Raw genomic sequence first — 26,982 nt, 5'->3', positions numbered from 1 at the left:
GAGCCGCCTGTCGGGTTCGAACCGACGACCTTCGCTTTACAAGTTCGTCCGCAGCAGCGTGCGTGCCGCGGCGCTCATGCTACGAAGCCTCAAGGCAGTCCCCCTCCTACCGCCGGGGTCCCCGCGTGTACGGCTCCGTTGCCGTCAGCTTCTGCCGTCAGGAAACACAGGGCACCAGCGCTGTTGTCGCCAGGCTGACCGAGAGACGCTACGCCAGGTCACGTAGTCGTAGGCGAGGGCGTCGGGCCAGAGCTATGTTCCACCGTGGCACTTCGCTGCAGCCCGATGCCCGTAGAGCCGACGCCCTTCTCCGACCGGCGCTGCTCGATGGAGACCTTGAGATCGGCGGGCGTCGGCCAGGGAGCCCTGCGGTGGATCATGCGGTGACAGTTCGCGCAGATGAGAGCGAGATCGCCGAGTCGGGTATGGCCCTCACCGGCCTCATGAAGAGGCACGACGTGATGGCACTCGACGTACCCAGCGCCCCGCTCGCCGTAGACCTCCTGGAAGTCGAATCCGCATGCCTCGCAGGCGAGACTCCCACCCTTGCGCAGCACAGAGTCGATCTTCTTCTTGCGCAGGCTCTTATTCCGCTCGCGTGCCAGGTGCCGGCGCAAGAGCAGGCGTCCTTCGGCGGCGCTGAAGTCGTCATCAAGCTCATCGTCGCCCGCCAGGTCGAGGCCCCGGAGTTCGCCTGAGGTAATGCCCTCCCGGATGAGTCTTGCGACCTCGGTCATCTCGTCCGAGCGGGCCAGGAACTCGGTCAGGACCTCGGCGTCGAGGCTGCCGCCGTTGGTGGGCTTGCCGCGGTACTCGGGATGCCGGGTGGCGATGTCAAAGGTCTTGCGGGCCACGCCGTTGGGATTGCGGAACTTCTCGTTGCGGTCGGCCTCGGCGTGGATGGGCAGCAGCTGCAGCAGCGCAGACAGCTCGATGACCTGGCTGGCCTGCGCGTCCAGGCCCTTCCAGGCGTTCTTCATGACGAGATCGCAAGCCAGGATGATCTCGTCGCGGGTCCAGTCAGGGTTCTTGACGGCTTTGACGTGAAAGCCCAGGCGCTTCAGCCAGGCTGCAGCGTGGTCCTTCCCGCCGCTGAACTCGCTGGGAGCCAGGGGCCGCTCCTGATCCCACTTGTGTGCCACCCCGGCGATCGCCTTGGAGTCGTACTCCCGGCCTTCGTGCACCAGGACATACGCACGAGCCTCACCAAAGCCGTACTTGGTCAGGAATGCCTTGCGCCCCAACTCATCATGCTCAGCAACCGCCTTGAGTACGGACTCCCGCGTGATCAATCCTCTACGCATGAGCGAAGAGTACGGCGACGACCTGACAGGACGGATACCAGCTGCAGTGCCCAGAGGGCGCTGAGGGGCAAACGCTGATGGATTCCTGGTCCTGTACTGCTGGGATCCGGAAGCCGTACCAGTCGCGAGCGACGGCTCTCGGGCATGGCCACTGGTGTCAGCGAGGACCACGTTGTCCTACAGGGGACCTACTAGGTTCGAACAATCAAGGGTAGCCGGCCGCTCCATGTCCTATGCTGATGGGGGATCAGCTAGGGGAGGGCGATGACGATTCAGGAAGAAGCAACTGCGGAGGCGAGAGCGCTACGTCGCGAATTTACCCTCGAGCGGTATCGCTACATACTGCAGCAGATTCACGCGGTGAATGAGAACGTTTATCGGTTCCTAGCGATTTACCAAACGCTCGCCACCACTCTTGTCGGCGCAACACTCGCACTATTTGTTGGCTACCGCAAATGGGGAGTGGATCCAGCGATAGCGCGAGGTGGTGCAATCGGTCTCCTGTCGCTCACTTCAGTGATTGCGGCTTTCACGATTATGCTAGTAGTGGTTGGCGCACTCTCCTGGCTCGACTACCGAAACGAGGAGTGCGACATCACTGACGAGATGGTCGGCACCGACTTCCGAAAGCGACCACGGCCGGGAAACCTGTTCCGATGGTATGAAACCTACATAATCCTCTTTGTCGTTTCGTCGATGATCGCCATGTGGATACTGGCGGGCCTCTTCGTATTGCCGGCAATGACGTGACCTTGGTGTAGTAGATAATCTCGAGTCCCTCAACACGGCGCTTCGCCAGGCAGGAGATGATCCATGGTGAACTTCAGCGAGCGCATCGAATCCGATCTTCGCACTCGCGCCTTCGGTCGCGATGCATTCACTAACGCTTCAGAAGTGAGAGATCGGTTTTCCCGAGCTCTTGCCGAGATGAGGACACGGGCCAATCAGCTGGCTCTGGAGATCGGTACTGACCTACCCGAGTTCACTCGGCATGACGAAGCTCATCTCGACGCTTTGTGGGAGCTTGCCGATCTTATAGCCGGCCCAGATGCTGAGATTAATCCGGCAGAAGCGTTCGTCTTGGGAGGGGCGATACTGGTCCACGACTTGGCTATGAGTAGAGCGGCACATCACATTTCTGGTGGAGAATTGCGCGGCCGACCGGAATGGCCGGATGCCCTGGCAGCGGAGTTGAGGCGCCACTTGGGCAGACCTCCCCACTCATCAGAACTTGTTTCTCCGCCCGAAGGGCCTGCTAAAGCGGCAGAGAAATTCCTCCTTCGATCGCTCCATGCTGAGATAGCCATGGAACTTCCCCTCAGCTCTTGGAATTCACTGAGCGGCGATCGTGTATACATGATTTCCGACCCTGAAGTTCGCACTGCGTACGGAAGGCTCGTAGGTTCTATTGCTGCCAGCCATCATTGGGACCTGGACAAGGTCGTTAGCAAATTCTCATCGCTCGTCGGCGTTCCAGCATTCGCCCCCGTTGATTGGAAGGTGGATGCTCTGCGGATAGCATGCCTTCTTCGGGTAGCAGATGCGACCCACCTAGACGCTTCTCGCGCTCCCGACCTCCTTGCGGCGGTTCGTAACCTGCCCCAGGATTCGGCAAACCATTGGCTCTTCCAGAATCGTCTTCAGCGGCCATATATCCGCAACGGTCGTTTGGTATTTACGGCTCCTGAGGGCTTCTCTCGAGAGGAAATGGAAGCTTGGTGGCTAGCCTACGAAACCCTTAAGTCTGTAGACGATGAGCTTAAGGGGGCGGATTCGATTTTGAGCGAGAGAGGGAGAGTTCCCTTCTTGGTTCGTGGTGTCGCACATGTCGATACTCCTCGTGAATTTAGTTCCGTCGTTCCTTGTCGTGATTGGGAACCGGTAGAAGCGAGAGTTAGGGTCGGTGACGTCGCAGGCTTGGTTAAACGACTTGGCGGAGCATCTCTCTATGGTGCTGATCCGTCGATCGGCCTACGAGAAGTTCTTGCTAATGCAAGTGACGCTGTGAAGGCCCGCGAGGCACTTGTCCGATACAAAACGGGAAGAAGTTTTTCGGGGAAGGTGACCGTCTGGATAGAAGAAGATCAACTTGGCCAGTGGCTGGTATGCAACGACAACGGCATCGGGATGACTGCCGACGTCCTCGCCAACAAACTGCTTGATTTTGGTTGCTCTTCTTGGCTGAGCCCAGAAGCGGCCAGAGCAAATTCCGGTTTGCTTGCGAGCCAATTTGAGCCGACTGGTAGGTTCGGCATCGGCTTCTTTTCCATATTTATGATGGGAAATAGGGTGCAAGTTTCGTCGCGCCCTTTGTCTGGGGCTCCGTCTGATACGTGGCTCCTGGAATTTTCCTCCGGCGTGGAAGTTCGTCCGACACTGCGACGAGCACGACCGCTTGAGGAAATGGATGAGCCTGGAACCACCGTGAAGGTCTTGCTGGAGAGTGGAGTTGCTGCCACCGATCACGATAGTGACGTCAAGATCCGGGGAGTGATCAATTCCGCTTCGATGGTAAAGGACTCGCATTTCTCCCTTTCGGGGCTTATTCCAGCGATCTTTCCAGCCCCTCAGGCCGATATTTGGGTTAGCGACAACTATCCCACCCGCGAGCCATCTCTGCTTATGCAGAAGAATGATTGGGTGTCGATCGACGGTGCGACGCTCCTGCGAAGAATTTCCGGAATCATTGATGGCGATCCGGATAACGAAAGGGGCTTCGATGCCCGTGCCTTGGCAGAGGAGTTCGGCCCCAAGCTCAAATTGATCTCAAATGCAAGCGGTACTCCATTGGCGCGTGTGTGCATGGTTGACAGGGATCTTCATGTGAACCGATACGGGCGTCCAAGGATGTCGACGATCACCGCAGGACCCTCTCGCACCCGCTCATCGGCGAGTTCCGCCTTCGGTATCATAATAGGCTCGCCTAGTAAAGCGGCGCGAAATGCGGCAACCCCATTGCTGAGCATGGAGGAGATTGGTCCCTGGGCCACGGAGGAGGCGGTTCGTATCGGAACTCAGGTGGGCGATCCCGGAGTATGGGTTCAACTACTCGGGGAAGACATCATTGCCTTGGGGGGCGATCCCGCGGACTTGCCAATGTGGCGACTAGGTGATCAATGGATCAAGTACAGTGAACTCGTTTCATGGGTCTCCGATCGCGACGAGGTGATTATCGTAGATCCCCTGTATACGAGCACTCGGATTGGCTCCACGGATCACGAATTTTCTGTCCGAGATGACGTGCTTTCCTTTGAAACGTCATACAGTCCAACGATCTTCGATCCAGATGGTGCTTCTTTCGATGCGAGAGTGGAATTTAGTTGCGTGGCCGTCTTTCTGCAAGCTCTCACTGAATCTTGGGGAGAAGGATATTCCGAGAGGCTGCTAGACTCTCTCCGCAATGGAAGCAATATAGTTATTGGTTCGCATGACGGGCGAGACGTGCATGCGAACGCTCATCGCCTGTCACGCCGGTAGACGTCGCTCGCACACATGCTGAAGTATCTATAGTCGGCGAAGCGGGCTTAGCCGGTGGCTCGCCTGGGATCGGGCGGGCATGATTAGGGGGTCGTCGGCTTGTTGACGGCTCGCGCAGACTTGATCTTGCCGCAATGTGTCCGAGTGAGCCTCCTGGTGTTGCTCGGCGCGGGTACCGGACCGGGGAGGCGGCTATAGCCGAGGAGCCGACCGCCCCGGCCACGGTGTAGTTCTCCTCACCCTTTTACCGTCTGGCAGGCGGTCGGCGATCGGGCCGGAACAAGGCAAAGACAGTAGGGTCAGCCCGAGGCTCCGAGGCCGCGCGCCGCGGCGATCTGCGCGGCGGGACCGCCTTGACAGGGGTAGGGAAACGTAACAGGTCGTCTGCTGCGATGGCGTCGAAGCATGGCTGGCAATACGGACCCACGATCAGTCATTCGTAAGCCGCCTACCGTCAACGCACAGCTACCAGCACTGAGCCCCCGCCCGGGGACTCGACTGGGGTGTCATGCGCCCGGCGGCGCTGCCACATCAGCCGGTAGTAGCCGGCTGGTGAAGCCTTGTGCGCACAGGCGCTCGTACGCCGCCTCGATGCGGTCCGGTACCTCCTGCTCGATGGCAAGGCCCAAGCCCGGAAAGATGAGCACCCTTTGCAGAGCGCCGACGATCATGTCGATGACCATACGGCCATCCCCGATGAAGCCGACGTACTCCTCCAAGCCCATGGGCGTGGACGCGCACACGATCTCGACCTCCGGCCAGAGCTTCCGTGCCATGGCATATGAGCGTCGCTCTTCGTACGGCTTGCTTACGAGCAGGACAGACGAGACCTCGATGCCGACATCCATGAGCACGGCTTTCGTGAATTGGATGTTCTCGCCGGTGTTGCTCGCGCGTGGCTCCAGCAGCACGGCGGAATCCGGTACACCGAGTTGCAATGCCCGCTCGCGGTAGTGGACGGCCTCGCCGCGCGGCATGCGTGCCCGGGTCGTAGGGCTGGTCGCCCCGGTGAACACGATCAGCGGGGCCATGCCCCGGTCATAAAGGTCCGCCGCCACGTCGGCCACGCCGAGATCGTGGCTGCCCAGGCCGACGGCCACCGAGCAGGCTCGTGGCTCATGGTGCATGCGGTGGTAGTCCCAGAGCAGCCGGGCATCGGCCCATGCCTGCACAGAGATCATTTCTGCCCCTTCGCGTCCTGTGTCGAGTCTGGAACCTTGAAGTCGTACTCCCAGGCGAAGCGCGATGCAGCGTGCACGCCGATGGCGAACTCCACGACCGTGCCGTCGGTGGTGTAGGTCGTGCGGTGCAGCTCTACGACGGGTTCCCCTGGAGGCAATTGCAAGAGCTTCACTTCGTCCGCGGTAGGAACGCGGGCGAACAGCTGCTCCTTCATGGTGTCGATCTCGTAGCCGGCGTCATAAAGCACCCGGAAGCCGCCGCCCCGGCCGGCGGGGCCGGGTGTGGGGTCGACCAGCCGCGTGCCCTCCACGTGTTCTGGACGGTAGTAGCTGGTCAAAGTGTGTGTGGGCTGCTCGCCTTCCTTAACCAGGCGGGCTCGCGCGTACAGGGGAGTGCCCGCAGGCAGGCCGTGGGCCTCGACGGCGGCCAGCGGAGCCTCGCCAAAGGTAACCGTCTGCGTCTGTTCGTTGCGCTTGTACGCCCGTCCTGACGCAACGCGGTCGGCGACGAAGGCGACCTCATCACCGTCGCGCCACTTCGCTTTGTCGTACCGGGCGATGCCGAGGCGCTTGAGCGGGGCTTGTTGCCGAACCACCGTGCCGTGCCCGCGCGACGATGTGACCAGCCCCTCGGCCTCCAATGCCTTGTAGGCCATGTGAACGGTGGACTTCGAGCCTTCACCGGCCTCCACGAGGTCGCGGATGTGCGGAAGCTGCTGACCAGGCGCGTACTCCCCGCTCTTGATCCGCTCAGCTAGCCGGTCCGCCAGCTCTCGCCACTTCGGTGCCATGAAGCACTCCTCTCGATAGGAGTTAGTGAAGCACAGTCCCAGGACTGTTGACAGTCCTGGGACTGTGCGGCATGGTCTTAGCAGTCGACCGCAGTCCTGGGACTGCGGGGGCGACGCTCTTGGTGGGCCCTCTTTGGGCTGCTCTGAGATGAGGGCACCGGCAACCCTTGGCAACCGGATGGCTCAGAGATCGAAAGATCACGTCTCCATACGCCTACACCGGGAGCGCGCTCCCGAAGGAGACAGCTACACGCACGTTCACCTCTCCGCGGCTCTGCTGCTGCGGCCGGTTGCCTCCGCTGCTTGTCTCGCACGAGCAGCGCTGAGGGGAGCCGGGTCTTCCTGCTCTAACGGCGCGCACCCCCGGAGCTGCAACTCCGGGGGTGCTGTTCGGGCCGTTCCTCCGTGAAAGGAACTGTGACCCATGGCGTACATCGCTGCACGTCAGCCGGTTGTTACCGGCACCGCGTCCGATGGGGAACCGTCGGACGCCGAGCTGTTCGCGATCGAGCGTGAGATGCCCGTCGTCCTGGCGGAAGTCGAGCTGCTGGACGCGCAGATCATGACGCTCGACCGCACCCCGTCCGAGGTGGACACCCGGCGGCTGCGTCGGGCCCGTCGGCGGGTACTCGCCGCCCGGCGGGCGCTCGCCAACGGCCCCGCCAGGCAGTCGGGCGGTGCCGCATGAATCTCAAGCGCAAGGGGCGGGCCGCCCTGGTGCTGGCCCTGGTCGGCGTCGTCGGCATGGCTTTCCGCGTCTCCTGGAACGCTCTGCGCGACGTTGCCGAGACCATCGGTGCGGATGCGACCGCGGCGACGCTGTATCCGTTCGTGGTCGACGGCTTGATGGCCTTAGCCCTGATCGCGACCCTGGTCTTGACCGATCGGGATCGCCGCTTCGCACTGCGGGTCCTGGCGACCTACACGGTCGCTTCGCTGCTGCTGAACTACGTGCACGGGCTGGTGCCGGAGCTCCACGGCGGGTCGGTCGACTGGGGTCGACTGGCCGACTGGGACCCGGCGAACTGGGCCCTGGTGCTGCTGGCAACGTCGCTTCCGGTCGGGTCGATCTACTTCGGCTCCGATCTGGTGGCCAAGGTCCTGCACCACCAGTCGACTCCGCACGCGAATGCGGAGGAATCGACCGAGACCGAGAGGAATCGGTCTACGGCTGACCTGCGGGAGTCGACCCCGCCGGAGCCTGTTACGGCACCTGCTCCAGTTGAGCTTCCCGCCCCGACTCCGCCGGCCGTGGTGGAGCCGGCAGGGTCGATCGAGTCGGCCCCGGTCGCGGTGGCGGCTGCGGAGTCGACTCGTCCCCGTGGGGCGACCGGTCGAGTCCCGCAGGTGGCCCGTACACCCCGACCGGTCCGGACGGCCGATGAGCTGCTGATCGAGGCCCGCGAGGCGACGGCCGGTTGGCCGATCGAGGACCTGACCGCGGAGGGCATCCGCCGCGCGGTTCGTACCTCGCCGGCGAAGGCCCGTGTGCTGCGCGAGACCCTGCGGGCCGAGCGATCCGACGGCCCCGGCGACGCTGAGGCGATTGCCTGATGTCGCCGGCGTTCGGGAAGTGCTACGACCCGTCCGGCGCCACGTGGGGGATCCCGACCTTCCCTTGGCGCCTTGCCCCCGATGGCTACGCCACCCGCCGGCAACTGCGGGCGCGTGGCCTGCGCCCGGGTGGTCAGCCGGTTGCGGCTCAGCTCATGCGGCAGGCCCGCCGGCGGAAGTCGGGGGTCCTGGTCGCCTACCTCTACCGCGTCGACCGCGCGAAGCCCGTGCGACCGATGACCCCCGGGAAGCGGGCCGCGCTCGCCGCGGCGATGGCCGCCCGCCGGACCTGCCCCGCCTGCCGAACCGATGCCGGTTACTGCATCCCGACATCGCTCGGCATGTGTGTGCCCTGCGCGTACCCCACCGACGCCCCCGCGCGGGGCAGTCAGGAGAGCTCCGAGCATGAGTGACAACGTCGTTCGACTGTTCAAGGACAACTCCACCGACACCGCGCCCGCGGTCGACCTCAAGCCCATACCGGCCCCCGAGAGCCCCCGCCTGACGCGGCGTTGGGTCCGGTCCGGGCGCGCGGTGAAGTCGGCTGCGACGCATGAGCGGACGAAGACCGTGGCGCGTGCGGTGATCCGGCACGGCATGTACGTCCTCGGTGGCACGCGGATCGTGGTCCGCCGCACGTGGGAGGGCCGCACGGCGGCCCGCTATGAGCGGATGCTGCGCGCGGCTGAGGCTGCGGGGCAGTTCGATGAGGCGATGCAGTGGGAGGAGCGCGGGCAGCGCTTCCGTGCCGCCCGGCACCGCCGCCGCATGGACCTGCTCTACTCGCCCATCGCCGCCGCAAAGGGCATCGTGGTCGGAACCGGGGTCGGCATCGGTGGCCTGGTCGCCCTTGGGGTGGTCATGGCGATTGCGACCAAGGACGTCGCCGACGTCGTGACCCCGATCATGGCCGTGATCAAGTTCATCAACCTGATGATCACGATCGTGCAGGTGGTGTGGGGCCCCCTGGTGCACATCGGGCCGTTCCTCGCCCTGCTGGCCCTGTGGGCTGTCGGGCGGCACCAGCAGGCCGCGCCGCAGTGGACGATGCCGGCGAACGTGCGGTCGGGTGAGGGGGAGCCGATCACCCCGTCGATCGTGGTTAAGGCCCTGCGTGACCTGGGTGTGCCTGCGTTGCGGAACGCCATCAAGGAGATGGGCGACGCGGGCGCTTCCATGCTTGGGCCGATCCGGATCGCCGGCTGTGGTGTCGAGGTCGACGTGACGCTCCCGTCGGGGGTGTCCACGATCGAGGTGCAGAACCGGCGCCGCAAGCTCGCCGAGAACCTGACCCGCCACGAGCACGAGGTGTTCATCACCATCCCGACCGCGGCCCGCACGGTGCGGCTGTGGATCGCCGACAGTGGTGCGTTGGACGAGCCGATCGGCCCGTCCCCGCTGGTCACCGACGAGACGCTTCGGGCCGACTACGCCAAGGGCCGGGCCCCGTGGGGGCAGGACCTGCGCGGCGACGCCGCCGCGCTGAGCGTCTATCAGCGGCACCTGCTCATCACCGGTCTGTCGAACCAGGGCAAGACCGCCGCGCTGCGGGCGCTCGCGCTGTGGCTGGCGCTCGATCGGTCGGTGGAGTTCTGGATGGGCGACCTCAAGGGCGTCGGTGACTGGGCCATGTTCGACGGGCTCGCCTCCCGGCTGATCCAGGGACCGACCGATGACCACGTCATCCAGGTCACCGAGATGGTCGAGGACGCGGTCGAGGAGATGAACCGCCGTATCCAGGCGCCCCCGGGAACGGTGTTCCCGCCGCTGGTCGTGATCGTGGACGAGGCGCAGGTGGCGTTCATGTGCCCGGTCAAGGACGAGGACAAGCGCCCCTACGGCGGCTCTTCCTCCAACAGCCGGTACTTCATGGCCGCCCGGAAGATTCACAACCAGGGGCGTGCGGTGAACGTGCTGCTGTGGCAGGGCACCCAGGACCCCACCGACCAGAACCTGCCCAAGCTCGTGCGCGAGGGAGCGCACACGCGGGCGTCGCTGGCGCTGGGTACGGAGTCGCAGGCGCGGATGGCGCTGGGGGACAAGGCCGTCGACGGCGGGGCCGCCCCGAACCTGCTGCGCCCGGGGCTGGACAAGGGAACCTTGGTCGTCGCGTCCGACGGGATCGAGATTCCCAAGGGACAGTCGTCCATCACGGTCCGGACGCACTACATCAGCACCGAGGACGCTGAGGTCATCGCCGTGCGGGCCAAGGCCCTGCGGGACGGGGTGACGACACTGCACGTCATCGAGCGCGGTCAGGACCATGACCCGTTGGCGGACATCGCCGGCGTGGTCGGGGATGCGTCTCGGGTGCTGACGCAGGATGTCCTCAAGCGTCTGGCGACGTTGAACGCGGACGCTTACGGCGGCTGGTCGTTCATCGACCTCAAGCGCGTCCTGGACGGGACCGGGGCCGAGCCGTACAAGTCCGACGGCCGCATGGTCATCGGACGCGACCGCCTCGCCCGGGTCCTCGCCAACCGCGACGCCGACGGTTCCGCTTCCGCCGAGAAGTAGAGGGAGCCGCACCCCCGGCGGGTCAGGGAGGCAGGGAGAACTCCCTGAACCCCTCCCTGCCCCGCCTCCCTGCCCCTGACCAGGACGAATGATCCATCAGGGAGTCAGGGAGGACGCCAGGTCAGCACCCTTCAAACCCCCACCTGAGACACCCCGCCAGGGGGTGCCTCGGCCTCCCTGCGCCATGCCGAGAAGGGATTCCGCATGTTCCCCGACAACACCCCCGCCGCGGCCACCGAGCAGGCCATCACCATCCACCAGCCGGCTCCGTTCCTGCCCTTCCAGACCTACGCGGCCCCGCTGACACCGGTCCAGCCGGACACCGCGGCGGCCGTGACGAGCGTCGTTCTCCCGGACGGCCGTGTCGTCACCGGGTACACCCTCACCCCGCACAGCCTCGCCCCGATGCCAGAGCAGGCGCGGCCGGTCGTCTCCCGGACCGCGGTGAACATCGCGCTGGGCGGCGTTGGCTTTGCCGCCGTGTGCGGCGGGCTGGTGCTGCTGACGACGTTCATCGCCGCGCTCGCGGCCCTGGTCCACCAGCTCATCATCCTGGCCGCGGTCATCTTCGGCGGATGGATCGCCGCACAGGTCCTCCGCAGCGACAAGGGCGACCGCGGCACGACCGTGAAAATCCGCAAGGCCGTCTTCAAGCGCAATCACTTCCACGGCTGACCAAAGGGGAGCGGTGCTGGTTCTAGGCCCCCTACCCCGCAACCGGAGCAGACACAGAACCACACCCAGAACCTACTAGCTATGAGGTCATCGGTAGGGTGCGTGCTACCTGCTCTGGAGATTCCGCCGCAGGTCACGAGGGGTGGGAAGCACATGAGAAAGCTGTGGGTCTGCGGCCTGGCACTTGGCATGGCGGGGCTCGTCGGGTGCTCCGGCACAGGCGAGGACTCGAAGGAAGCGGCGCCCAGTGCCACGCCATCCGCCGTGACTCTCGCCATCAGCGGGAGGGTGAAGGTCGAACTGTCCACCGATGACACGGGCCCCGACATCGGCAAGCCGTGTACGCCTCCGCCGGGCTCCAAGGTCAAGTCCGGGGCTGAGGTCCGTGTGACGGATGGCGATGGCAAGATTCTCGGTACCGACCGGCTTGAGCCGGGCTTTGCCAACGGATCCGGCCTCATCACGTGCGAATTCGGCTTCTTCTTCAAGGTGCCTGGCGCGTCCGAGAACTACGTGATGACCGTGGAAGGCTTCCCACCGATGTCCTACACCCGTGAAGACATTCGACGCGGCCTCTCCCTGTGGGAGGACCAGGGCACGCTGTCTCAGGGGTAGCTGCAGCGGCACTTCGATCCCTCTTGAGGTGCGCGATCACCGGCTCCGCCGCCGTCCACGGTCGGCGGAGCCGACGTCAAGAGGTTCTGCACGCGACGCCTTTCAAAGCAGGGCATACGCGGTGTCTGATCAAACAGTTGAGTTCCCGCCGCTCCGAAGCCCGTAGGGCGCGCCGCTTAACCCTCGGTGCTACTGCCCAGGAACGCCGATGAAGCCGTCCCCTTCCGGGACCACCAGGGCAATCTCCAATCCCTGAACCAAGTCCCGCAGATCGTCCCCGGGGTACTCCGGCAGCAACATGGCGAGCTTCAGGCCGTCGTGGGGGATGTGGCGGCGGTAGTCGAGCAACTGCCCGATGGCCATCCGCACGTCATTACGGCCCGCCCCTCCCTTGGCCTCGTACAGCACATTGGCCGTCAGGTCATACAGGTCCGTGAGCAGCGCGCCAGAGCTGCCCTTGATGGCGATCTGATAGCGCATGACCTCATGGCCCTGAGCCTGCAGATAGCTGCTGAACCTGGTGGACAGCTTGCCCTCACGGCGGACAACAGCCCGAGGCTCACCAGTCCCGTTAGCGACAGTCTCGTCCGTGGCGTGCGTTTCCGGCGCTACGAGCCCAGCGGACGTATCCGCGGCAGGGACCGGCTTGGTGCTGGTGGTCCCCGCGGGCTGCACAGCATCACCAGGACGAATGTCGGTCTGCTCAACATCCACGGGCCGCAACCGGAAGACGTAGACCCGCCGCCACGTTCCGTGCTGGTCGGTATCCCAGCGCTCCACGAACGGGACGACGGCATCAACGACCATGTGGCCCACGTAGCGCTGCTTCTTCGCTCCGCCGGTCTTCACGTAGCCGTCGGAGATGAACAGGTGCAGTTCGAGGCCCTGCGCCTCGTGCTGCAGCAACGTCCCATTCAACCCCGAAAGAACCTGATCATCGGTCGAACCGGTGCCGGTGTAGTCGAAGACCGGGCCGAGGGCATCGCTCTCCGCCCACCCGTCGAAGTTGTATCCGTGCTTCTTGCTCTTGGCCGGGTCGGAGAACACGAAGAGCTTATGTGATGCGCGCAGGGTGACGATGCCACCCTCCTGAGCCCGCCTGTGCGCCCCCGGCTTGCCAAAGGCCACCGCCAACTCAGCGCGAGTCGTCTCAAGTCCCCGCTGCAACTGCACCTCTTCACCAGGCATGCCCCCACCGTACGGGCGCCCACCGACATGCCAAGTCCCCCAGCGTTGCTGCGTATTTCGCTCTCGCAGCCACACCGCCAACAACCGGGGCGGCCCGCGTCTCGCCAAAGCCCGGGCCGCCCCGCTCTCCAGTCCGCCAAACAGACCCTTGGAGGTCTCCAGCATGGCCCAAGACCCACGATCCGCGCTGCTGTCGGCAGCCTTAAGCGCCGCCGAACGCGGCTGGCACGTCTTCCCGCTCCGCCCCGGCACCAAGCGGCCGGCCCTCCACGGGGAAGCCACCTGCCCCCGCACCGGGCCCTGCGTCGCAGGGCACCGCAAGTGGGAGCAACGCGCGACCACAGACCCCGAGCGCATCCGCGCGACCTGGTCACAGGGCCCGTTCAACGTCGGTATCGCCACCGGCCCCTCCGGGCTGCTGGTGGTCGACCTGGACGTGTCCAAGGACAACAGCAGTGCGGACGCGCCTAGCGGCGCGGCGACCTTCGGGGCGCTCTGCGAGCGCGCCGAACGGGCCGTCCCCGACACATATCGGACCCGGACCGCGAGCGGCGGGCAGCACCTGTACTTCACCGCTCCGGCCGACATCCGGCTAGCCAACACCGCAGGCACCGTCGCCCCGTTGGTCGACACCCGAGCGTGGGGTGGCTACGTCGTCGCGGCCGGCTCCACGCTCCCCTCGGGACGCTACGAGGCCGTAAGCGGCCCTGTGGCGCTCCCGCTGCCCCGATGGCTGCAAAGCATCCTGAAACCAGCACCCAAGCCCGCGCAGGCCCCCTCAGTGGCCGTAGCGGGGCAATCCCGCAGATACGCTGATATAGCGCTCGCCAACGAGATGCGAAACGTCGCCGCGGCCCAACAGGGCGCGCGGGAAGCAACGTTGTTCAGGGCCGCCCGCGCCGTGGGGCGGTTCGTCGCATGGGGCGACCTGACGCGTTCGGTGGTTGAGCACGCTCTTCAGGAAGCGGGCGAGACGTCCGGCCTGCCGGCATCACAGTGCCGCTCCACCCTGCGCAGCGCACTGAACTGGTCCATCGCCCACAACCCGCGCCGCCAGGACACGGCATGACCACCCCCACCCGCTCGCCACTGAAGAGCATCCCCACGCCCGACGACTCCGGCCCCGCCATGCCGGCCCGCGCCCACGCGGCGGGTGGTGCGCCGAAAGTCGTCGCCCGTGAGGGCGTCCTGTCAGCTCTTCTCCCTGACCCGCAGCAGACCGGAGGACAAGCCCCCATGACCGACGGCGCCGTATTGCTGAACGAGGTGGAAGCCTTCCACCGTCGCTTCAACGTCTTCCCGCAGGAAGCCGCCTACGTGGCGGTGACGCTGTGGGACGCACACGCGCACCTGCTGGACGCGTTCGACTCCACACCCCGGCTGGCGTTCCTGTCCCCGGAACCGGGGTCGGGAAAGTCTCGGGCGCTGGAAGTGGTCGAATCGCTGGTGCCGCGCGCCATGGCGGCCGTGGACGCCTCCGCATCGGCCCTGTTCCGGTCGGTGTCCGGCATCGACGGCGGCCGGCCCACGATCCTGTTCGATGAGATCGACACCATCTTTGGCCCCAAGGCTGGAGAGAACGAACAGCTCCGAGGGTTCATCAATGCCGGCCACACTCGCGGCCGGGTGATGTACCGGTGCGTGGGTGACGGCTCGAACCAGCAAGTCCAGGGCTTCCCGTCGTTCTGCGCGGTCGCGGTCGCCGGACTCGGCTCGCTGCCCGACACGATCCTGACCCGCTCGGTCATCATCCGCATGCGCCGCAGGGCCCGGAACGAGAAGGCCGAACCCTTCCGCACCCGCATCCACGTCCGCGAAGGCAACGCCCTGCGCGACCGGCTCGCCAAGTGGGCCGAGACCATACAGGAGCAGGTCACCGACGCGTTCCCGGAGATGCCCGACGGCATCACCGACCGACCCGCCGACGTATGGGAACCCCTGATCGCCATCGCCGACGCCGTCGGCGGCGACTGGCCGCGCCGAGCCCGGGAAGCCTGCCTGACCCTGGTCAAAGCCTCCCGCAGCAACGACAAGGGCAGCGTTGGCGTGCGGCTGCTCACCGACCTGCGCGACCACGTCCTCAGTGGCATCGACCGCTTGCCCACCGTGGCCATCCTGGACCGGCTCAACGCCCTGGACGATGCGCCGTGGGCAGACCTCAACGGGCGCTCACTCGACTCCCGCAGGCTGTCGCGAATGCTCAGCGAGTACGTCACCGCCGATGGCGAACCGGTTGCCTCCCGCAACATCAAGACCGGCGGGGGTGTCCTCAAGGGCTACTACGCCACCGATCTGCGCGACGCGTGGCAGCGCTACTGCCCCCCACCCCCGGAAAGTCCGCTACCTCCGCTACCGGGGTGCGAAAACACGGTCTGACCTGCACTGATCCGGTAGCGGGAACCACCTTCGCTTCCCGCTACCGGACCCCGCTCTATCCGCTACCGCTACCTCTTCCGCTACCCCCGAACAGGCCCCTGACCTGCGAGGTAGCGGCGGTAGCGGAAGTAGCGGACTTTCCAGAAGGGGGCCAGGAGCCCCACAGCATCCCGGAGGTTCGACGTGCGCACCGCCATGCCCGCAGCACCCGAAGCCCTCACCGTCCCCGAGGTCATGACCGCCCTGCGGCTCAGCCGCAGCAAGGTCTACGACCTCATCCGCTCCCGCCAGTTGGCGAGCTTCACCGTCGGGCGCGCGCGTCGAGTGTCCCCCGACAGCCTGCGCGCCTTCATTCAGGAACAGATCGAGGAGAACGCAGCCTGATGGCATCCCATAAGAGGAACCCCAACGGCGCTGGGAGCATCTGGCAGCGCAAGGACGGCCGCTACGAGGCGCGTGTCTATGTCCCGCAGCCGGATGGCACCCGCAAGCGCAAGACCGTATACGGCTCCACCTGGGAGGAGTGTGACGAAAAGCGCCAGGAACTCGTGCGACGCGACCGCCAGGGCATCCCCACACCTTCCCGGTCCGCCAAGCTCTCCGAGTGGCTGCCGTATTGGCTGGAGGAGTACATCCGACCCCACCGCAAGCGCACCACGTACGTAAAGTACGAGATGCACGTACGGCTCTACCTCGTGCCGCTCTTGGGCAGCCGCCGTCTGGAGTCACTCAACACGGCGAACGTACGGCGCATGGTGTCGGAGGTGACGGCTCAGACGTCAGCAGCCACGGCGAAGGAGGCGCACCGCGTCCTGCGTACAGCGCTCACGGCCGCGTGCCGCGAGGAACTGATCAGCCGCAACGTGGTGCAACTGGTCCCCGCCCCGCAGGTCGAACCACGCGCGCTCAATCCTTGGACCTTGGACGAGACCCTGACGTTCCTGGAGTCCGCGCGAGGCGATGGCCTCTACCCCGCGTTCGTGCTGGCTGTGGCTCTCGGCCTCCGCCGCGGGGAAATCCTGGGCCTGCAATGGAGGGACGTCGACCTTGAACGGCGCACCTTGACGGTGCGGACCACGCTGCACCGCGGCGGCAAGGAGCTGTACCTGGACACGACGAAGAACCGCCGGACACGGGTCATCCCCATTCCCCTGATGTGCGTCGCCCCGCTCCGGTGGCAGCGCCTACGGCAGTCCGCGCAGCGGGCAAGTGCCGGCGGGAAGTGGCACGACAGCGACCTCGTGTTCACTACGCGAAGCGGCCTTCCCATCGAGCCGCGCAACCTCTACCGGTCCTTCCTGCGGATCGCGTCCTCCGCGAAGCTCCCGCAGGTCCGGCTCCACGACACACGGCACGGATGCGCGTCCCTGCTCTTCGCGGCTGGCATCGCACCGCGCACCGTCATGGAGATCCTGGGCCACTCTCAGATCGCGGTCACGATGAACGTGTACACGCACGTCAGTGACGACAGCCGTCGGGAGGCGATGAGTCACATGGACCGGCTGCTCAAGCGGCGCCGTTAGAGGTGACTGCCGTCACAATCTGCCGTCAACGCCTCCCGTGATATCCGTCACGGGGGGCGTTGTCGCAGGTCATAGAAAGAGCCGCCTGTCGGGTTCGAACCGACGACCTTCGCTTTACAAGAGCGGTGCTCTACCAGCTGAGCTAAGGCGGCACGGCACCGTGCCCGCTCCGGGTGCCCGGGTGACGGGTGGGGCCATGAGAAGTGTACCCAGGCGGGGAGGGGGGAGGGTCGGGGAATTGGGCGCCGGGAGGGTACTGACAAAGCGGGGCTGGGCGGGTAGCGTCGCGGAAGGTCCACACCCTGTGGACTAGACCTCATTCCTTTACTCGGATCGTCCGGCACGTTCCTGCCGGTGAAGGGACCACTGCACCATGGCTACTGTCACTTTCGACAAGGCGACCCGGATCTACCCCGGGTCCGAGCGCCCCGCCGTCGACCAGCTCCAGATCGACATCGAGGACGGCGAGTTCCTCGTCCTCGTCGGCCCCTCCGGCTGCGGCAAGTCGACCTCGCTCCGCATGCTGGCCGGCCTGGAGGACGTCAACGGCGGCGCCATCCGGATCGGTGACCGGGACGTCACCCACCTGCCGCCCAAGGACCGGGACATCGCCATGGTGTTCCAGAACTACGCGCTCTACCCGCACATGACCGTCGCGGACAACATGGGCTTCGCCCTGAAGATCGCGGGCGTCAACAAGGCGGACATCCGCACGCGGGTCGAGGAAGCCGCCAAGATCCTGGACCTGACCGAGTACCTGGGCCGCAAGCCCAAGGCGCTCTCCGGTGGTCAGCGCCAGCGTGTGGCGATGGGCCGCGCGATCGTCCGTGAGCCGCAGGTCTTCCTCATGGACGAGCCGCTGTCCAACCTGGACGCCAAGCTCCGTGTCCAGACCCGTACGCAGATCGCCTCCCTGCAGCGCCGCCTCGGCACCACCACGGTCTACGTCACCCACGACCAGACCGAGGCCATGACCATGGGCGACCGCGTGGCGGTCCTCAAGGACGGTCTGCTGCAGCAGGTCGACACCCCGCGCCACATGTACGACCGGCCGGCCAACCTCTTCGTCGCGGGCTTCATCGGCTCCCCGGCGATGAACCTGGTCGAGGTGCCGATCGCCGACGGCGGCGTGAAGTTCGGCAACTCGGTGGTGCCGGTCGAGCGCGACGCGGTGCAGGCCGCCGCCGACAAGGGCGACCGCACGGTCACCGTCGGCGTCCGCCCGGAGCACTTCGACATCGTGGACGGCGACGGGGGCCTGTCGAAGGACGAGCCGGCCGGTCTGGCCGTGACGGTGAACGTCGTCGAGGAGCTGGGCGCGGACGGTTTCGTCTACGGCTCGGCCGAGGTCGGCGGCGAGCACAAGGACCTGGTCATCCGCGTCGGCGGCCGCCAGGTTCCGGAGAAGGGCTCCGTGCTGCGCGTCGTGCCGCGCGCCGGCGAGAGCCACGTCTTCTCCACCTCCACCGGTGAGCGCCTGAGCGACTGAACGGCCGGACGGTGACCGCAGGGTCGCCCCACCGCTGAGGACCCGTGTGGCCCGGCCCCCGCGCAAGGGGGGCCGGGCCATGGTCGTTCCCGGGACCGGGCCCCGGTGCTCGCCGAACCGGGCCCCGGTGCTCGCGGGCCGGATCACGGCCGTTCGGGGGCCGGATCACCCCTCATTTCCGGTCATACAATGGCGTTTCGACCATGTTCGTCAATGCCCCCGTAGTCGATCAAGGGGCATTCATCACTCATCAGAGTGGCTAAATGTCGCCAAATCATCACTCCTCGCTACCATCACTGCCGTGAACCAGGTAGCCCGCCGCATCGGCAAGTCACTCGCCCTCGTCCTCCCGGTCGTCCTCGTGCTCTCCGGCACCCTCGCCGTCACCCGCGTCCCGTGGGCGACTTCGGCGTCCGAGGCCCAAGTCCTCACCGCCTCGCACCAGAAGGAGGCGGCGTCCCAGCGGTCGGCCCCGCAGGAGGTGCTCCGCCGCAAGCTGCTCGGCGAGCTGCAGGAGAAGAACCCCGGCATCGCCCTGACGCACCTGCAGCGCGAGATGAACGAGCGGCCTTCGCTGGCGCGGTACTGCGGTTCGATCGCCCGGTCCCTGGGCCGCGCCGCGGTCGCCAAGTACGGCTCGGTGCACCGCGCCCAGGCCTGGTCGCGGCCGGTCTGCGACACCGCCTTCGCGACGGGCGTGGCCTCGCTCGGATGACCCGACGCGCGGGTCGCGTAGGGTGCGCCCATGACCGGCACGCCCGCGACCTCCCAGACGGTGACCCAGGCCGTCCTCCTCGCCGGAGGACAGGGCTCCCGTCTGAGGCCCTACACCGACACCCGCCCCAAGCCGATGATCGAGATCCCCGGAACCGGGATCCCGATCATCGGCCATCAACTCGCCTGGCTGGCCGCCGAGGGCGTCACCGACGCCGTTGTCTCGTGCGGCCATCTCGCTGAGGTCCTCCAGGAGTGGCTCGCGGGCGCGGCGGCCGACCTGCCGCTGCGGGTGACCACGGTCGTCGAACGCGAACCGCTCGGCCGCGGCGGTGGCCTGAGGTACGCCGCCGCTTCCCTGCCCCGGCCGCAGGATGCCTGGTACGCCACCAACGGCGACATCTGGACGCGGTTCTCGCTGCGGGAGATGGCCGCCTTCCACGTCGAGCGGGGCGCGGTCGCCACGCTGGCGCTGGCCCGGCCGCGCATCCCGTGGGGCGCCGTGGAGACCGACGAGTTCGGCCACGTCCTGGACTTCATCGAGTCGCCGCCCTCGCCGTTCCTCATCAACGCGGGCGTCTACGTCTTCTCCCCCGAGTTCACCGGGCTGCTCCCGGAACGCGGTGACCACGAGCGCACGACCTTCCCCCAACTCGCCCGCGAACGGCGGCTCGCGGGCTTCCCGCTGCCCCAGGGCGCGTACTGGCGGGCCATCGACACCGCCAAGGACCTGGCCGAGGCCGCGAAGGAACTCGCCTCCCGGACCTGAACGCGACGGGCCGGGCCGCGGCCGGCACGACGGACGCAGCACCGCACAACGGACGCAGCACCGCGCAACGAGCCGGGACGGCCCAGGACGGCCCGCACCGGGCACGAAGAGGCGGCCGGAGGAAGGAACCTCCGGCCGCCTCTTCCCGTGTCCCGTACGGGCGTTACGCGACCTTCCCCGAGCCGTGCCGTGCCGGGGCGCCGAGCAGCCAGCCGGAGGTCTCCCCGCTGCCCAGCAGGCCGCCGAGCGCGCCGCCGCCGTCGGAGGAGCCGCCGCCGTTGCCGCCGCCCCCGCTGCCGCCGCCCGGGGTGGGCGGGTTGTTGGGCACCGTGGGGCGGGACGGGACGGACGGCACGGTCTGCGCGGGCCCGCCGCCGGTGCCGCCGCCGCTGCCGGTGTTGGCCGAGGACGACCCCGGACGCGACTGCCGGGTGTTCGGCGCCGAGGACGCCGCACCCGGGGCGGACGGCGAGGAGGACGGCGAGGACGAGGGACCGCCGGAGCGGCCCGCCGAGGGGGTCGCGGAGGGCCGGGAGGACTTCTCGCCGGGCACCTCGGGCAGCGGCGAGCCCTCGAGGTCGTTGGTCGGCAGGTCGGTCGGGGCGGGGAGCTGCGACCGCGGGCTGGTGGACCGTACGGCGGTGCCGAGGGTGGCCCCGACCACGAGCGAGATGCCGACCAGCACCGTGGCCAGCACCGCGCCGCGGCGCAGCACCCGGCGCCGCAGCTCCCCGAGCGGGGCGCGCGGGCCGAGCCTGCGCCAGGCCTCGCTCGCCAGGCGCCCGTCGGCGGAGTAGACCGGCGCCCCCGCGATGACCAGCGGGCTCCAGGCGGCGAGCAGGATGATGTCGGGCGTGTCGTAGGCCGGGACGGTCCGCCAGCTCACCGTCACCAGCAGCGCCACCGACAGCAGGGCGCCGACCGACGCCGCGAACCGCTGCCAGAGCCCGAAGACCGTCAGCACACCGGCGATGACCTGCAGGAAGGCCACCGTCAGCCCGGCGCCGATGGGGTGCGCGAGGGCGAGGTCGCGCAGCGGCTCGGCCATTCCCCAGGGGTGGAGCGAGGCGAGCCAGGTCACCATCGAGCCGCGCTTGCCGCCGTCGAAGTAGACGGGGTCGCAGAGCTTGCCCATGCCGGCGTAGATGGAGATGAAGCCGAGGAAGATGCGCAGCGGCAGCAGGACGATGCCGAGGTTCATCCGGCGGCCCGGGTAGTAGGCGTGCCGGATGGGATCGGCACGGTCCCGGTTGCGGCCGAGGCCGTGCTCCTCGTCCGGCTCCTCGTACGGGTCGAAGTCGGGGTCCTCGTCGACGGGACCGGCGGGCGGCGCGGTGTACGCGAACTCGCTGGTGTCCTCGGAGTCGAGGTAGTCGTCGTAGGCACCACGCGCCGGGCGGATGCCGCCGAGCATCTCGCCGGGCGCCGGCGGCCGGCGCGGCGGGCCGACGACGGGCTGCGGCGGCTCCTCGATCCGCGGCAGCACCTGCGTCGCGGCGCCGAGGTCGAGGCCGTCCTGCTGGCCGTGGCGCACCGCGGCGAGCAGTTGGGTGGCGGCGGCGTCGCCGGGTTCGCTGCGCCCGGACCACACCAGGGGCGCGCCGCGCCGCTGCGCGGCGGCGGAGGGGCGGACGGAGGTGGGGATGACGGGGACGCGCTGGGTCCTCGTCAGGGCACGGCCCGAGGTCGCGCCGAGCTGCACGCGGAAGCTCGCGTGATTGACGATGACCTGGGCGGGGTCGGAGGAGACCTTGAGCATGTTGAGCACAGGCTCGTCGGTGATCGACGACGACCGTCCCCCCGGAGGAGTGCGGGGTGTTCTGGTGTCCACACTCATCTAACCGAGTGACACCCGATAAGGACACTGTGTGACGGGCCCCGTTGTGTCCGAGGCCCGTCAATCAGGGGTTGTCGCCGGGGCGCGCCCGGGGGCGCGTGCGGGTTCAGGCCCGGCGGCGGGACGCCTCGTAGAGCACGATGCCCGCCGCGACGCCCGCGTTCAGCGACTCCGCGCCGCCCGGCATCGGGATGCGGACCCGCAGGTCACAGGTCTCGCCGACGAGCCGCGACAGGCCCTTGCCCTCCGAGCCGGCGACGACGACGACCGGTCCGGCCAGCGCCTCCAGCTCGTGCAGCTCGACCTCGCCGTCGGCGGCGAGGCCGACGACCGTGAGGCCCGCCTTCTGGTAGGCCTCCAGCGTCCGGGTGAGGTTGGTGGCCCGGGCGACCTGGACGTGCGCGGCGGTGCCGGCCGAGGTCTTCCAGGCGCCCGCGGTCATCCCGGCGGCGCGGCGTTCGGGCACGACGACCCCGTGACCGCCGAAGGCGGCGACGGAGCGGACGACGGCACCGAGGTTGCGCGGGTCGGTGACCCCGTCCAGCGCGACGATCAGCGGGTCCTCGCCCGCGTCGAAGGCCCCGGCGGCGAGGTCCTCGGGGTGGGCGTACTCGTACGGCGGGATCTGCAGCACCAGGCCCTGGTGGTTCAGCCCGTTGGTGATGCGGTCCAGCTCGGGGCGCGGGGCCTCCATCAGCGGGATGCCCCGGTCGGTGGCGAGCTTGATCGCCTCGCGTACGCGCTCGTCGTTGTCGATGAACTGCTGGACGTAGACCGCCGAGGCCGGGATGTCGGCGCGCAGCGCCTCCACCACCGGGTTGCGCCCGGCCACCAGCTCCGAGGTCGACTTGGAGCCCCGGCCGGAGGGGCGGCGCGACTGGGTGGACGCGGCGCGCTTCACCTTGGCGTTGGCGGCCCGCTGCTTGGCGTGCCCCTTGCGTGCCTCCGCGGGCGGGGTGGGGCCCTTGCCCTCCAGGCCCCTGCGCCGCTGCCCGCCGCTACCGACCGTGGCGCCCTTCTTGTTGGACGTGCGGCGGTTCCTGCGCTGGCTGTTGCCGGCCATGGGTCACCTGTTTCCTGCTGCTGTTGCTGCTACTGCGTGAACGTACGTACGTGTCAATGATGACGCGGGCGCCCGGCTACCGGGAGCCGAGCGTCCAGCGCGGACCCGAGGGGGTGTCCTCGATCTCCAGGCCGGACTGCTGGAGGCGGTCGCGGATGGCGTCGGCGGTCGCGTAGTCCTTGCGGCCACGGGCCGACTCCCGCTGCTCCAGCACCAGCCGGACGAGGGAGTCCACGACCCCGTGCAGGTCCTCACCGCGGCCGTCGCCGGTCCAGTGCGGGTCCAGCGGGTCCAGGCCCAGGACGCCGAGCATGGCGCGCACCTCGGCGAGGCGGGCGACGGCGCTCTCCTTGTCGTCCGCGGTGAGCGCCGAGTTGCCCTGCCGGACGGTGGTGTGGACGATCGCCAGCGCCTGCGGGACGCCCATGTCGTCGTCCATCGCCTCGGCGAAGGCCGGCGGCACCTCGGCGGCCGGCTCGACCGGGCCCGCCATCTCGACGACCCGCTGCACGAAGCCCTCGATCCGCGCGAAGGCCGACTCGGCCTCGCGCAGCGCCTCCTCGCTGTACTCGATCATCGAGCGGTAGTGCGGGGTGCCGAGGTAGTAGCGCAGCACGATGGGCCGCCAGCGCTTGGTCATCTCGCTGACGAGGACCGAGTTGCCGAGCGACTTGCTCATCTTCTCGCCGCTCATCGTGACCCAGGCGTTGTGCACCCAGTACCGCGCGAAGTCGTCACCGAAGGCCTTGGCCTGGGCGATCTCGTTCTCGTGGTGCGGGAAGATCAGGTCGATGCCGCCGCCGTGGATGTCGAAGGCGGTGCCCAGGTACTTGTGGGCCATCGCCGAGCACTCCAGGTGCCAGCCCGGACGGCCGCGGCCCCAGGGGGTCTCCCAGGACGGCTCGCCCGGCTTGACGGCCTTCCACATCGCGAAGTCGCGGGAGTCCCGCTTGCCGGTCTCGCCCTCGCTCTCCGGCTGGCGCAGGTTGTCGAGCTCCTGGTTGGACAGCTCCAGGTAGTCCGGGAAGGAGCGGACGTCGAAGTAGACGTTGCCCTCGGACTCGTAGGCGTACCCGCGCTCGATGAGGCCGCGCATCATCTCGATCATCTCGGGCACGTGGCCGGTGGCGCGCGGCTCGTACGTGGGCGGCAGGCAGCCGAGGGCGTCGTAACCCTCGTTGAAGGCGCGCTCGTTCTCGTAGCCGATCGCCCACCAGGGGCGGCCCTGCTCGCCGGACTTGGCGATGATCTTGTCGTCGATGTCGGTGACGTTGCGGACGAACGTCACGTCGTAGCCGCGGTAGGCGAACCAGCGGCGCATGATGTCGAAGTTCAGCCCGGACCGGATGTGCCCGATGTGCGGGGCTGCCTGCACGGTCGCGCCGCACAGGTAGATCGAGACGCAGCCCGGCCGGAGCGGGGTGAAGTCACGGACCTGGTGTGCGTCGGTGTCGTACAGGCGAATGGTCACGCATCAAGGGTAGTGGCCCCGGGTGCGTGCGCCGTCCGCTCCGCGTGAGCTTCACGGTGTTGTGACGCTCACGGGGGCCGTGGCACCGCCCGCCCGGCGGGCGGCCGCTTCACCCGTACGGCGGACGGCACGGCCCGGGAGGGCGGTGGCAACTCGCCACCGCCGCCCCTCACTTCGCCCTGCGGACCACCAGTGCGGTGGCCACCGCCGCGAGTCCGTCGCCGCGCCCGGTGAAACCGAGGCCGTCGGTCGTGGCCCCGGAGACGGAGACCGGGGCGCCCACCGCGCCGGTGAGGACCTTCTGTGCCTCGTCGCGGCGCTTGCCGATCTTGGGGCGCGGGCCGATGACCTGTACGGCGACGTTGCCGATGTCGTAGCCCGCCTCGCGGACGATCCGGGCCGCCTCCGTGAGCAAGGTCACACCGGAGGCGCCGGACCACTCCGGGCGGCCGGTGCCGAAGTGCGCGCCCAGGTCGCCCATGCCGGCCGCGGAGAACAGCGCGTTGCAGGCGGCGTGCGCGACGACGTCGGCGTCCGAGTGCCCGGCCAGGCCGTCCCCCTCGCCCTCCCAGAGCAGGCCCGCGACCCACAGTTCGCGACCCGCCTCGAAGGCGTGGATGTCGGTGCCGATGCCCACCTGGGGCAGCACGGGGACGTACGGCGCCGGGGCGGCGGCGGTCGGCTCAGTAGTCATCGGTGGCCCTCCTGCGGGCGAGCACGGCCTCGGCGAGGACCAGGTCCAGCGGGCGGGTGACCTTGAAGGCCTCCTCGTGCCCCGGCACGACCCGCACCGGGACGCCGAGCCGCTCGACCATGCTCGCGTCGTCCGTGACCGCGCCGGTGACCGTGGTGTGCGCCTTGAGCAGCGTCGCCCGGTCGAAGCCCTGGGGGGTCTGGACGGCGCGCAGCAGCGAGCGGTCCGGAGTGCCGACGACTGCGTCGGTGGCCGGGTCGATCTCCTTGACCGTGTCGGCGAGCGGCAGCCCCGGCACGACGGCCGAGGCGCCGTCCCGCACGGCGGCGGCGACGGCGTCGACCATGTCGACCGGCACCAGCGGGCGGGCGGCGTCGTGGACGAGCACCACCTCGACCTCGTCCGGCAGCGCGGCCAGGCCGAGCCGTACCGAGTCCTGCCGGCTCTCGCCGCCGGCGACGATCCTTATGTCCTTCGCCTCGGGCAGGCCGTGGCTGTCGAGCAGCGCCCTGACCTCGGCGACCCCGTCCGGGGGCGCCACGACGACGACCAGTGACACCGCGCGGGCGCGGGTCATGGCACGTACGGCGTGCACGAGGATCGGGACGCCGCCCAGGGTGCGCAGCGCCTTGGGCGCGCCGGGGCCGAGCCGGACTCCACGTCCGGCGGCGGGAATGACTGCCGCGGTAGTCAGGTTTGTGTCCTTGGCCGAAATGGGTATCGCCTCAACGTGCCGGGCGCGAAGCCCCTGTCGGACCCTTCCGTGACACCGACAGGGCCAGCTGCCCGGGCCCGGCACCCAGTATGCAGGGGGAAGCGACGCGCGAACGAAGACGAGGGGGATCCTCGGCGTCGTCGAAGTGCCAGGCCACCGTGAGGGCGCCCCGGCATGCCGCAGTGCCCGGCGTAGGGAACGCACCGGGCACTACGGCGGAAATCCGCGTCAGGACGCGAGGACCTCGTCGAGGAGGGTCTCGGCCTTGTCCTCGTTGGTGTTCTCCGCCAGCGCGAGCTCACTGACCAGGATCTGGCGGGCCTTGGCGAGCATGCGCTTCTCGCCGGCCGACAGCCCGCGCTCCCGCTCACGACGCCACAGGTCACGCACGACTTCCGCGACCTTGATGACGTCGCCGGAGGCGAGCTTCTCCAGATTTGCCTTGTACCGGCGGGACCAGTTGGTGGGCTCCTCGGTGTACGGTGCGCGCAGCACCTCGAAGACCCGGTCCAGCCCTTCCTGACCGACCACGTCGCGCACGCCGACGAACTCCGCATTGTCCGCGGGCACGCGTACCGTCAAGTCGCCCTGGGCGACCTTGAGCACCAAGTAGGTCTTGTCCACGCCTTTGATCTGGCGAGTTTCGATGGCCTCGATCAGCGCGGCCCCGTGATGGGGATAGACCACGGTGTCGCCAACCTTGAACGTCATGTGACAGGTACCCCTTCCGTGGCTATCCAGGGTAACACGGGAACGGCTGGTTCTGAATGGCGTTTTCGCAGGTCAGGGCATATCTCGGGGCTTGACAAGTGCGGCCGGAACGTGCTGCGAAGGGGGAGCGGAGGGCGGAATTCGCAGGTCGGAGCGGGTGCCGAGGGGCCCTGAAACGCCCCCGTTACACCCCCTGGAGGGCCGGGACAAGAGGAGGAACATCCCGGTTTGTCGCTCTCTTGCGGGGGGTCTCCCGCTACTCCGTTCGGCCGCCGCGGGCTTGATGTGATCCATTTTCGCACCACGCCGGATTTCCGT

The 26,982-nt window shown here is 67.8% G+C and carries 25 protein-coding genes and 1 tRNA gene; 15 read left to right on the top strand and 11 right to left on the bottom strand.

Annotated features, from left to right (window positions below; all coding sequences use genetic code 11):
• Positions 1-218: 218 nt before the first annotated feature.
• The gene (locus tag ACZ7MY_RS37075) at positions 219-1,304 is read right to left on the bottom strand and encodes an HNH endonuclease (protein WP_499609083.1); all 1,086 of its coding nucleotides are present in this window, start codon (positions 1,302-1,304) and stop codon (positions 219-221) included.
• A gap of 264 nt (positions 1,305-1,568) precedes the next feature.
• On the opposite strand from ACZ7MY_RS37075, the gene ACZ7MY_RS37070 reads away from it, so the two are divergent.
• Together ACZ7MY_RS37070 and ACZ7MY_RS37065 are read left to right on the top strand one after the other, a co-directional pair.
• A complete protein-coding gene (locus ACZ7MY_RS37070) occupies positions 1,569-2,054 on the top strand; it encodes a hypothetical protein (protein ID WP_499609080.1) in 486 nt (161 codons plus the stop codon).
• 63 nt (positions 2,055-2,117) lie between these two features.
• Entirely contained in the window at positions 2,118-4,781 is a 2,664-nt protein-coding gene (locus ACZ7MY_RS37065; protein ID WP_499609078.1) for an HD domain-containing protein, read from the top strand.
• A 506-nt stretch (positions 4,782-5,287) separates the two neighbouring features.
• Here ACZ7MY_RS37065 and ACZ7MY_RS37060 read toward each other — a convergent pair.
• A complete protein-coding gene (locus ACZ7MY_RS37060) occupies positions 5,288-5,962 on the bottom strand; it encodes a YdcF family protein (RefSeq protein WP_499609075.1) in 675 nt (224 codons plus the stop codon).
• Entirely contained in the window at positions 5,959-6,753 is a 795-nt protein-coding gene (locus tag ACZ7MY_RS37055) for a GntR family transcriptional regulator (RefSeq protein ID WP_499609073.1), read from the bottom strand. Before ACZ7MY_RS37055 ends, ACZ7MY_RS37060 begins: the two co-directional genes overlap by 4 nt.
• A 424-nt stretch (positions 6,754-7,177) precedes the next feature.
• On the opposite strand from ACZ7MY_RS37055, the gene ACZ7MY_RS37050 reads away from it, so the two are divergent.
• From ACZ7MY_RS37050 to ACZ7MY_RS37025, 6 genes are all read left to right on the top strand, one after another.
• Positions 7,178-7,441 carry a DUF6284 family protein gene (locus ACZ7MY_RS37050; protein ID WP_499609070.1) on the top strand — a complete coding sequence of 88 codons (264 nt, stop codon included), beginning with the start codon at positions 7,178-7,180 and terminating at the stop codon, positions 7,439-7,441.
• On the top strand, positions 7,438-8,307 hold the full coding sequence (locus tag ACZ7MY_RS37045) for a DUF2637 domain-containing protein (RefSeq protein WP_499609067.1): 870 nt from the start codon (positions 7,438-7,440) through the stop codon (positions 8,305-8,307). The genes ACZ7MY_RS37050 and ACZ7MY_RS37045 overlap by 4 nt, the downstream gene beginning before the upstream one ends.
• Positions 8,307-8,720 (top strand): RRQRL motif-containing zinc-binding protein, encoded by a 414-nt coding sequence (locus tag ACZ7MY_RS37040; protein WP_499609064.1) that lies wholly within the window; start codon positions 8,307-8,309, stop codon positions 8,718-8,720. Before ACZ7MY_RS37045 ends, ACZ7MY_RS37040 begins: the two co-directional genes overlap by 1 nt.
• Complete coding sequence (locus ACZ7MY_RS37035; protein ID WP_499609061.1) at positions 8,713-10,824, top strand: ATP-binding protein; 2,112 nt, start codon at positions 8,713-8,715, stop codon at positions 10,822-10,824. Before ACZ7MY_RS37040 ends, ACZ7MY_RS37035 begins: the two co-directional genes overlap by 8 nt.
• Positions 10,825-11,028: 204 nt before the next feature.
• Positions 11,029-11,499, top strand: a complete 471-nt coding sequence (locus ACZ7MY_RS37030; RefSeq protein ID WP_499609058.1) for a hypothetical protein — start codon at positions 11,029-11,031, stop codon at positions 11,497-11,499.
• A 153-nt stretch (positions 11,500-11,652) separates the two neighbouring features.
• Positions 11,653-12,114 (top strand): hypothetical protein, encoded by a 462-nt coding sequence (locus ACZ7MY_RS37025; protein ID WP_449706227.1) that lies wholly within the window; start codon positions 11,653-11,655, stop codon positions 12,112-12,114.
• Between the two features lie 189 nt (positions 12,115-12,303).
• Here the strand turns inward: ACZ7MY_RS37025 and ACZ7MY_RS37020 are convergent, their stop codons facing one another.
• Positions 12,304-13,302: an SRA domain-containing endonuclease gene (locus ACZ7MY_RS37020; RefSeq protein WP_499609055.1), complete on the bottom strand. Its 999-nt coding sequence runs from the start codon at positions 13,300-13,302 to the stop codon at positions 12,304-12,306.
• A gap of 163 nt (positions 13,303-13,465) precedes the next feature.
• Here ACZ7MY_RS37020 and ACZ7MY_RS37015 point away from each other — a divergent pair, with 163 nt between their 5' ends.
• The 4 genes from ACZ7MY_RS37015 to ACZ7MY_RS37000 all read left to right on the top strand — a co-directional run bounded on the left by ACZ7MY_RS37015 (position 13,466) and on the right by ACZ7MY_RS37000 (position 17,201).
• Positions 13,466-14,371 (top strand): bifunctional DNA primase/polymerase, encoded by a 906-nt coding sequence (locus ACZ7MY_RS37015; protein WP_499609053.1) that lies wholly within the window; start codon positions 13,466-13,468, stop codon positions 14,369-14,371.
• A 167-nt stretch (positions 14,372-14,538) separates the two neighbouring features.
• Positions 14,539-15,678 (top strand): DUF3631 domain-containing protein, encoded by a 1,140-nt coding sequence (locus tag ACZ7MY_RS37010; protein WP_499609105.1) that lies wholly within the window; start codon positions 14,539-14,541, stop codon positions 15,676-15,678.
• Positions 15,679-15,861: 183 nt separating this feature from the next.
• Entirely contained in the window at positions 15,862-16,062 is a 201-nt protein-coding gene (locus ACZ7MY_RS37005) for a helix-turn-helix domain-containing protein (protein ID WP_499609050.1), read from the top strand.
• Complete coding sequence (locus ACZ7MY_RS37000) at positions 16,062-17,201, top strand: site-specific integrase (RefSeq protein ID WP_499609048.1); 1,140 nt, start codon at positions 16,062-16,064, stop codon at positions 17,199-17,201. The genes ACZ7MY_RS37005 and ACZ7MY_RS37000 overlap by 1 nt, the downstream gene beginning before the upstream one ends.
• 79 nt (positions 17,202-17,280) lie before the next feature.
• On the opposite strand, the gene ACZ7MY_RS36995 is transcribed toward ACZ7MY_RS37000, so the two are convergent.
• A tRNA-Thr gene (locus tag ACZ7MY_RS36995) sits at positions 17,281-17,353 on the bottom strand.
• 221 nt (positions 17,354-17,574) lie between these two features.
• Between ACZ7MY_RS36995 and ACZ7MY_RS36990 the strand changes: the two genes are divergently transcribed.
• From ACZ7MY_RS36990 to ACZ7MY_RS36980, 3 genes are all read left to right on the top strand, one after another.
• Complete coding sequence (locus ACZ7MY_RS36990) at positions 17,575-18,690, top strand: ABC transporter ATP-binding protein (protein ID WP_499609046.1); 1,116 nt, start codon at positions 17,575-17,577, stop codon at positions 18,688-18,690.
• Between the two features lie 301 nt (positions 18,691-18,991).
• A complete protein-coding gene (locus ACZ7MY_RS36985; protein ID WP_499609043.1) occupies positions 18,992-19,405 on the top strand; it encodes a hypothetical protein in 414 nt (137 codons plus the stop codon).
• Positions 19,406-19,435: 30 nt separating this feature from the next.
• Positions 19,436-20,173, top strand: coding sequence for a nucleotidyltransferase family protein (locus ACZ7MY_RS36980; protein WP_499609041.1), 738 nt, complete (start codon positions 19,436-19,438; stop codon positions 20,171-20,173).
• A gap of 163 nt (positions 20,174-20,336) precedes the next feature.
• Here the strand turns inward: ACZ7MY_RS36980 and ACZ7MY_RS36975 are convergent, their stop codons facing one another.
• The 6 genes from ACZ7MY_RS36975 to ACZ7MY_RS36950 form a co-directional block, all read right to left on the bottom strand.
• Complete coding sequence (locus tag ACZ7MY_RS36975; protein WP_499609039.1) at positions 20,337-22,010, bottom strand: DoxX family protein; 1,674 nt, start codon at positions 22,008-22,010, stop codon at positions 20,337-20,339.
• 106 nt (positions 22,011-22,116) lie between these two features.
• Complete coding sequence (gene rlmB, locus ACZ7MY_RS36970; protein ID WP_499609037.1) at positions 22,117-23,073, bottom strand: 23S rRNA (guanosine(2251)-2'-O)-methyltransferase RlmB; 957 nt, start codon at positions 23,071-23,073, stop codon at positions 22,117-22,119.
• A 76-nt stretch (positions 23,074-23,149) separates the two neighbouring features.
• The gene (gene cysS, locus ACZ7MY_RS36965; protein ID WP_499609036.1) at positions 23,150-24,544 is read right to left on the bottom strand and encodes a cysteine--tRNA ligase; all 1,395 of its coding nucleotides are present in this window, start codon (positions 24,542-24,544) and stop codon (positions 23,150-23,152) included.
• 169 nt (positions 24,545-24,713) lie between these two features.
• Complete coding sequence (gene ispF, locus ACZ7MY_RS36960; protein ID WP_499609034.1) at positions 24,714-25,238, bottom strand: 2-C-methyl-D-erythritol 2,4-cyclodiphosphate synthase; 525 nt, start codon at positions 25,236-25,238, stop codon at positions 24,714-24,716.
• Entirely contained in the window at positions 25,228-25,953 is a 726-nt protein-coding gene (gene ispD / locus ACZ7MY_RS36955) for a 2-C-methyl-D-erythritol 4-phosphate cytidylyltransferase (RefSeq protein ID WP_499609103.1), read from the bottom strand. The genes ispF and ispD overlap by 11 nt, the downstream gene beginning before the upstream one ends.
• A gap of 228 nt (positions 25,954-26,181) precedes the next feature.
• A complete protein-coding gene (locus tag ACZ7MY_RS36950; RefSeq protein ID WP_018559600.1) occupies positions 26,182-26,664 on the bottom strand; it encodes a CarD family transcriptional regulator in 483 nt (160 codons plus the stop codon).
• Positions 26,665-26,982 lie beyond the last annotated feature (318 nt).

The organism is Streptomyces sp. NPDC111520 (assembly GCF_055635295.1).
The sequence above is the reverse complement of the archived record's forward strand: the minus strand, read 5'-3'. Positions and strand labels throughout refer to the sequence as shown.

Excerpts from the sequence above, each read along its gene's own strand:
- ACZ7MY_RS37075 (WP_499609083.1), bottom strand. The coding sequence starts at position 1,304 with ATGCGTAGAGGATTGATCACGCGGGAGTCCGTACTCAAGGCGGTTGCT.
- ACZ7MY_RS37070 (WP_499609080.1), top strand. The coding sequence starts at position 1,569 with ATGACGATTCAGGAAGAAGCAACTGCGGAGGCGAGAGCGCTACGTCGC.
- ACZ7MY_RS37065 (WP_499609078.1), top strand. The coding sequence starts at position 2,118 with ATGGTGAACTTCAGCGAGCGCATCGAATCCGATCTTCGCACTCGCGCC.
- ACZ7MY_RS37060 (WP_499609075.1), bottom strand. The coding sequence starts at position 5,962 with ATGATCTCTGTGCAGGCATGGGCCGATGCCCGGCTGCTCTGGGACTAC.
- ACZ7MY_RS37055 (WP_499609073.1), bottom strand. The coding sequence starts at position 6,753 with ATGGCACCGAAGTGGCGAGAGCTGGCGGACCGGCTAGCTGAGCGGATC.
- ACZ7MY_RS37050 (WP_499609070.1), top strand. The coding sequence starts at position 7,178 with ATGGCGTACATCGCTGCACGTCAGCCGGTTGTTACCGGCACCGCGTCC.
- ACZ7MY_RS37045 (WP_499609067.1), top strand. The coding sequence starts at position 7,438 with ATGAATCTCAAGCGCAAGGGGCGGGCCGCCCTGGTGCTGGCCCTGGTC.
- ACZ7MY_RS37040 (WP_499609064.1), top strand. The coding sequence starts at position 8,307 with ATGTCGCCGGCGTTCGGGAAGTGCTACGACCCGTCCGGCGCCACGTGG.
- ACZ7MY_RS37035 (WP_499609061.1), top strand. The coding sequence starts at position 8,713 with ATGAGTGACAACGTCGTTCGACTGTTCAAGGACAACTCCACCGACACC.
- ACZ7MY_RS37030 (WP_499609058.1), top strand. The coding sequence starts at position 11,029 with ATGTTCCCCGACAACACCCCCGCCGCGGCCACCGAGCAGGCCATCACC.
- ACZ7MY_RS37025 (WP_449706227.1), top strand. The coding sequence starts at position 11,653 with ATGAGAAAGCTGTGGGTCTGCGGCCTGGCACTTGGCATGGCGGGGCTC.
- ACZ7MY_RS37020 (WP_499609055.1), bottom strand. The coding sequence starts at position 13,302 with ATGCCTGGTGAAGAGGTGCAGTTGCAGCGGGGACTTGAGACGACTCGC.
- ACZ7MY_RS37015 (WP_499609053.1), top strand. The coding sequence starts at position 13,466 with ATGGCCCAAGACCCACGATCCGCGCTGCTGTCGGCAGCCTTAAGCGCC.
- ACZ7MY_RS37010 (WP_499609105.1), top strand. The coding sequence starts at position 14,539 with ATGACCGACGGCGCCGTATTGCTGAACGAGGTGGAAGCCTTCCACCGT.
- ACZ7MY_RS37000 (WP_499609048.1), top strand. The coding sequence starts at position 16,062 with ATGGCATCCCATAAGAGGAACCCCAACGGCGCTGGGAGCATCTGGCAG.
- ACZ7MY_RS36990 (WP_499609046.1), top strand. The coding sequence starts at position 17,575 with ATGGCTACTGTCACTTTCGACAAGGCGACCCGGATCTACCCCGGGTCC.
- ACZ7MY_RS36980 (WP_499609041.1), top strand. The coding sequence starts at position 19,436 with ATGACCGGCACGCCCGCGACCTCCCAGACGGTGACCCAGGCCGTCCTC.
- ACZ7MY_RS36975 (WP_499609039.1), bottom strand. The coding sequence starts at position 22,010 with ATGAGTGTGGACACCAGAACACCCCGCACTCCTCCGGGGGGACGGTCG.
- rlmB (WP_499609037.1), bottom strand. The coding sequence starts at position 23,073 with ATGGCCGGCAACAGCCAGCGCAGGAACCGCCGCACGTCCAACAAGAAG.
- ispF (WP_499609034.1), bottom strand. The coding sequence starts at position 25,238 with ATGACTACTGAGCCGACCGCCGCCGCCCCGGCGCCGTACGTCCCCGTG.
- ACZ7MY_RS36950 (WP_018559600.1), bottom strand. The coding sequence starts at position 26,664 with ATGACGTTCAAGGTTGGCGACACCGTGGTCTATCCCCATCACGGGGCC.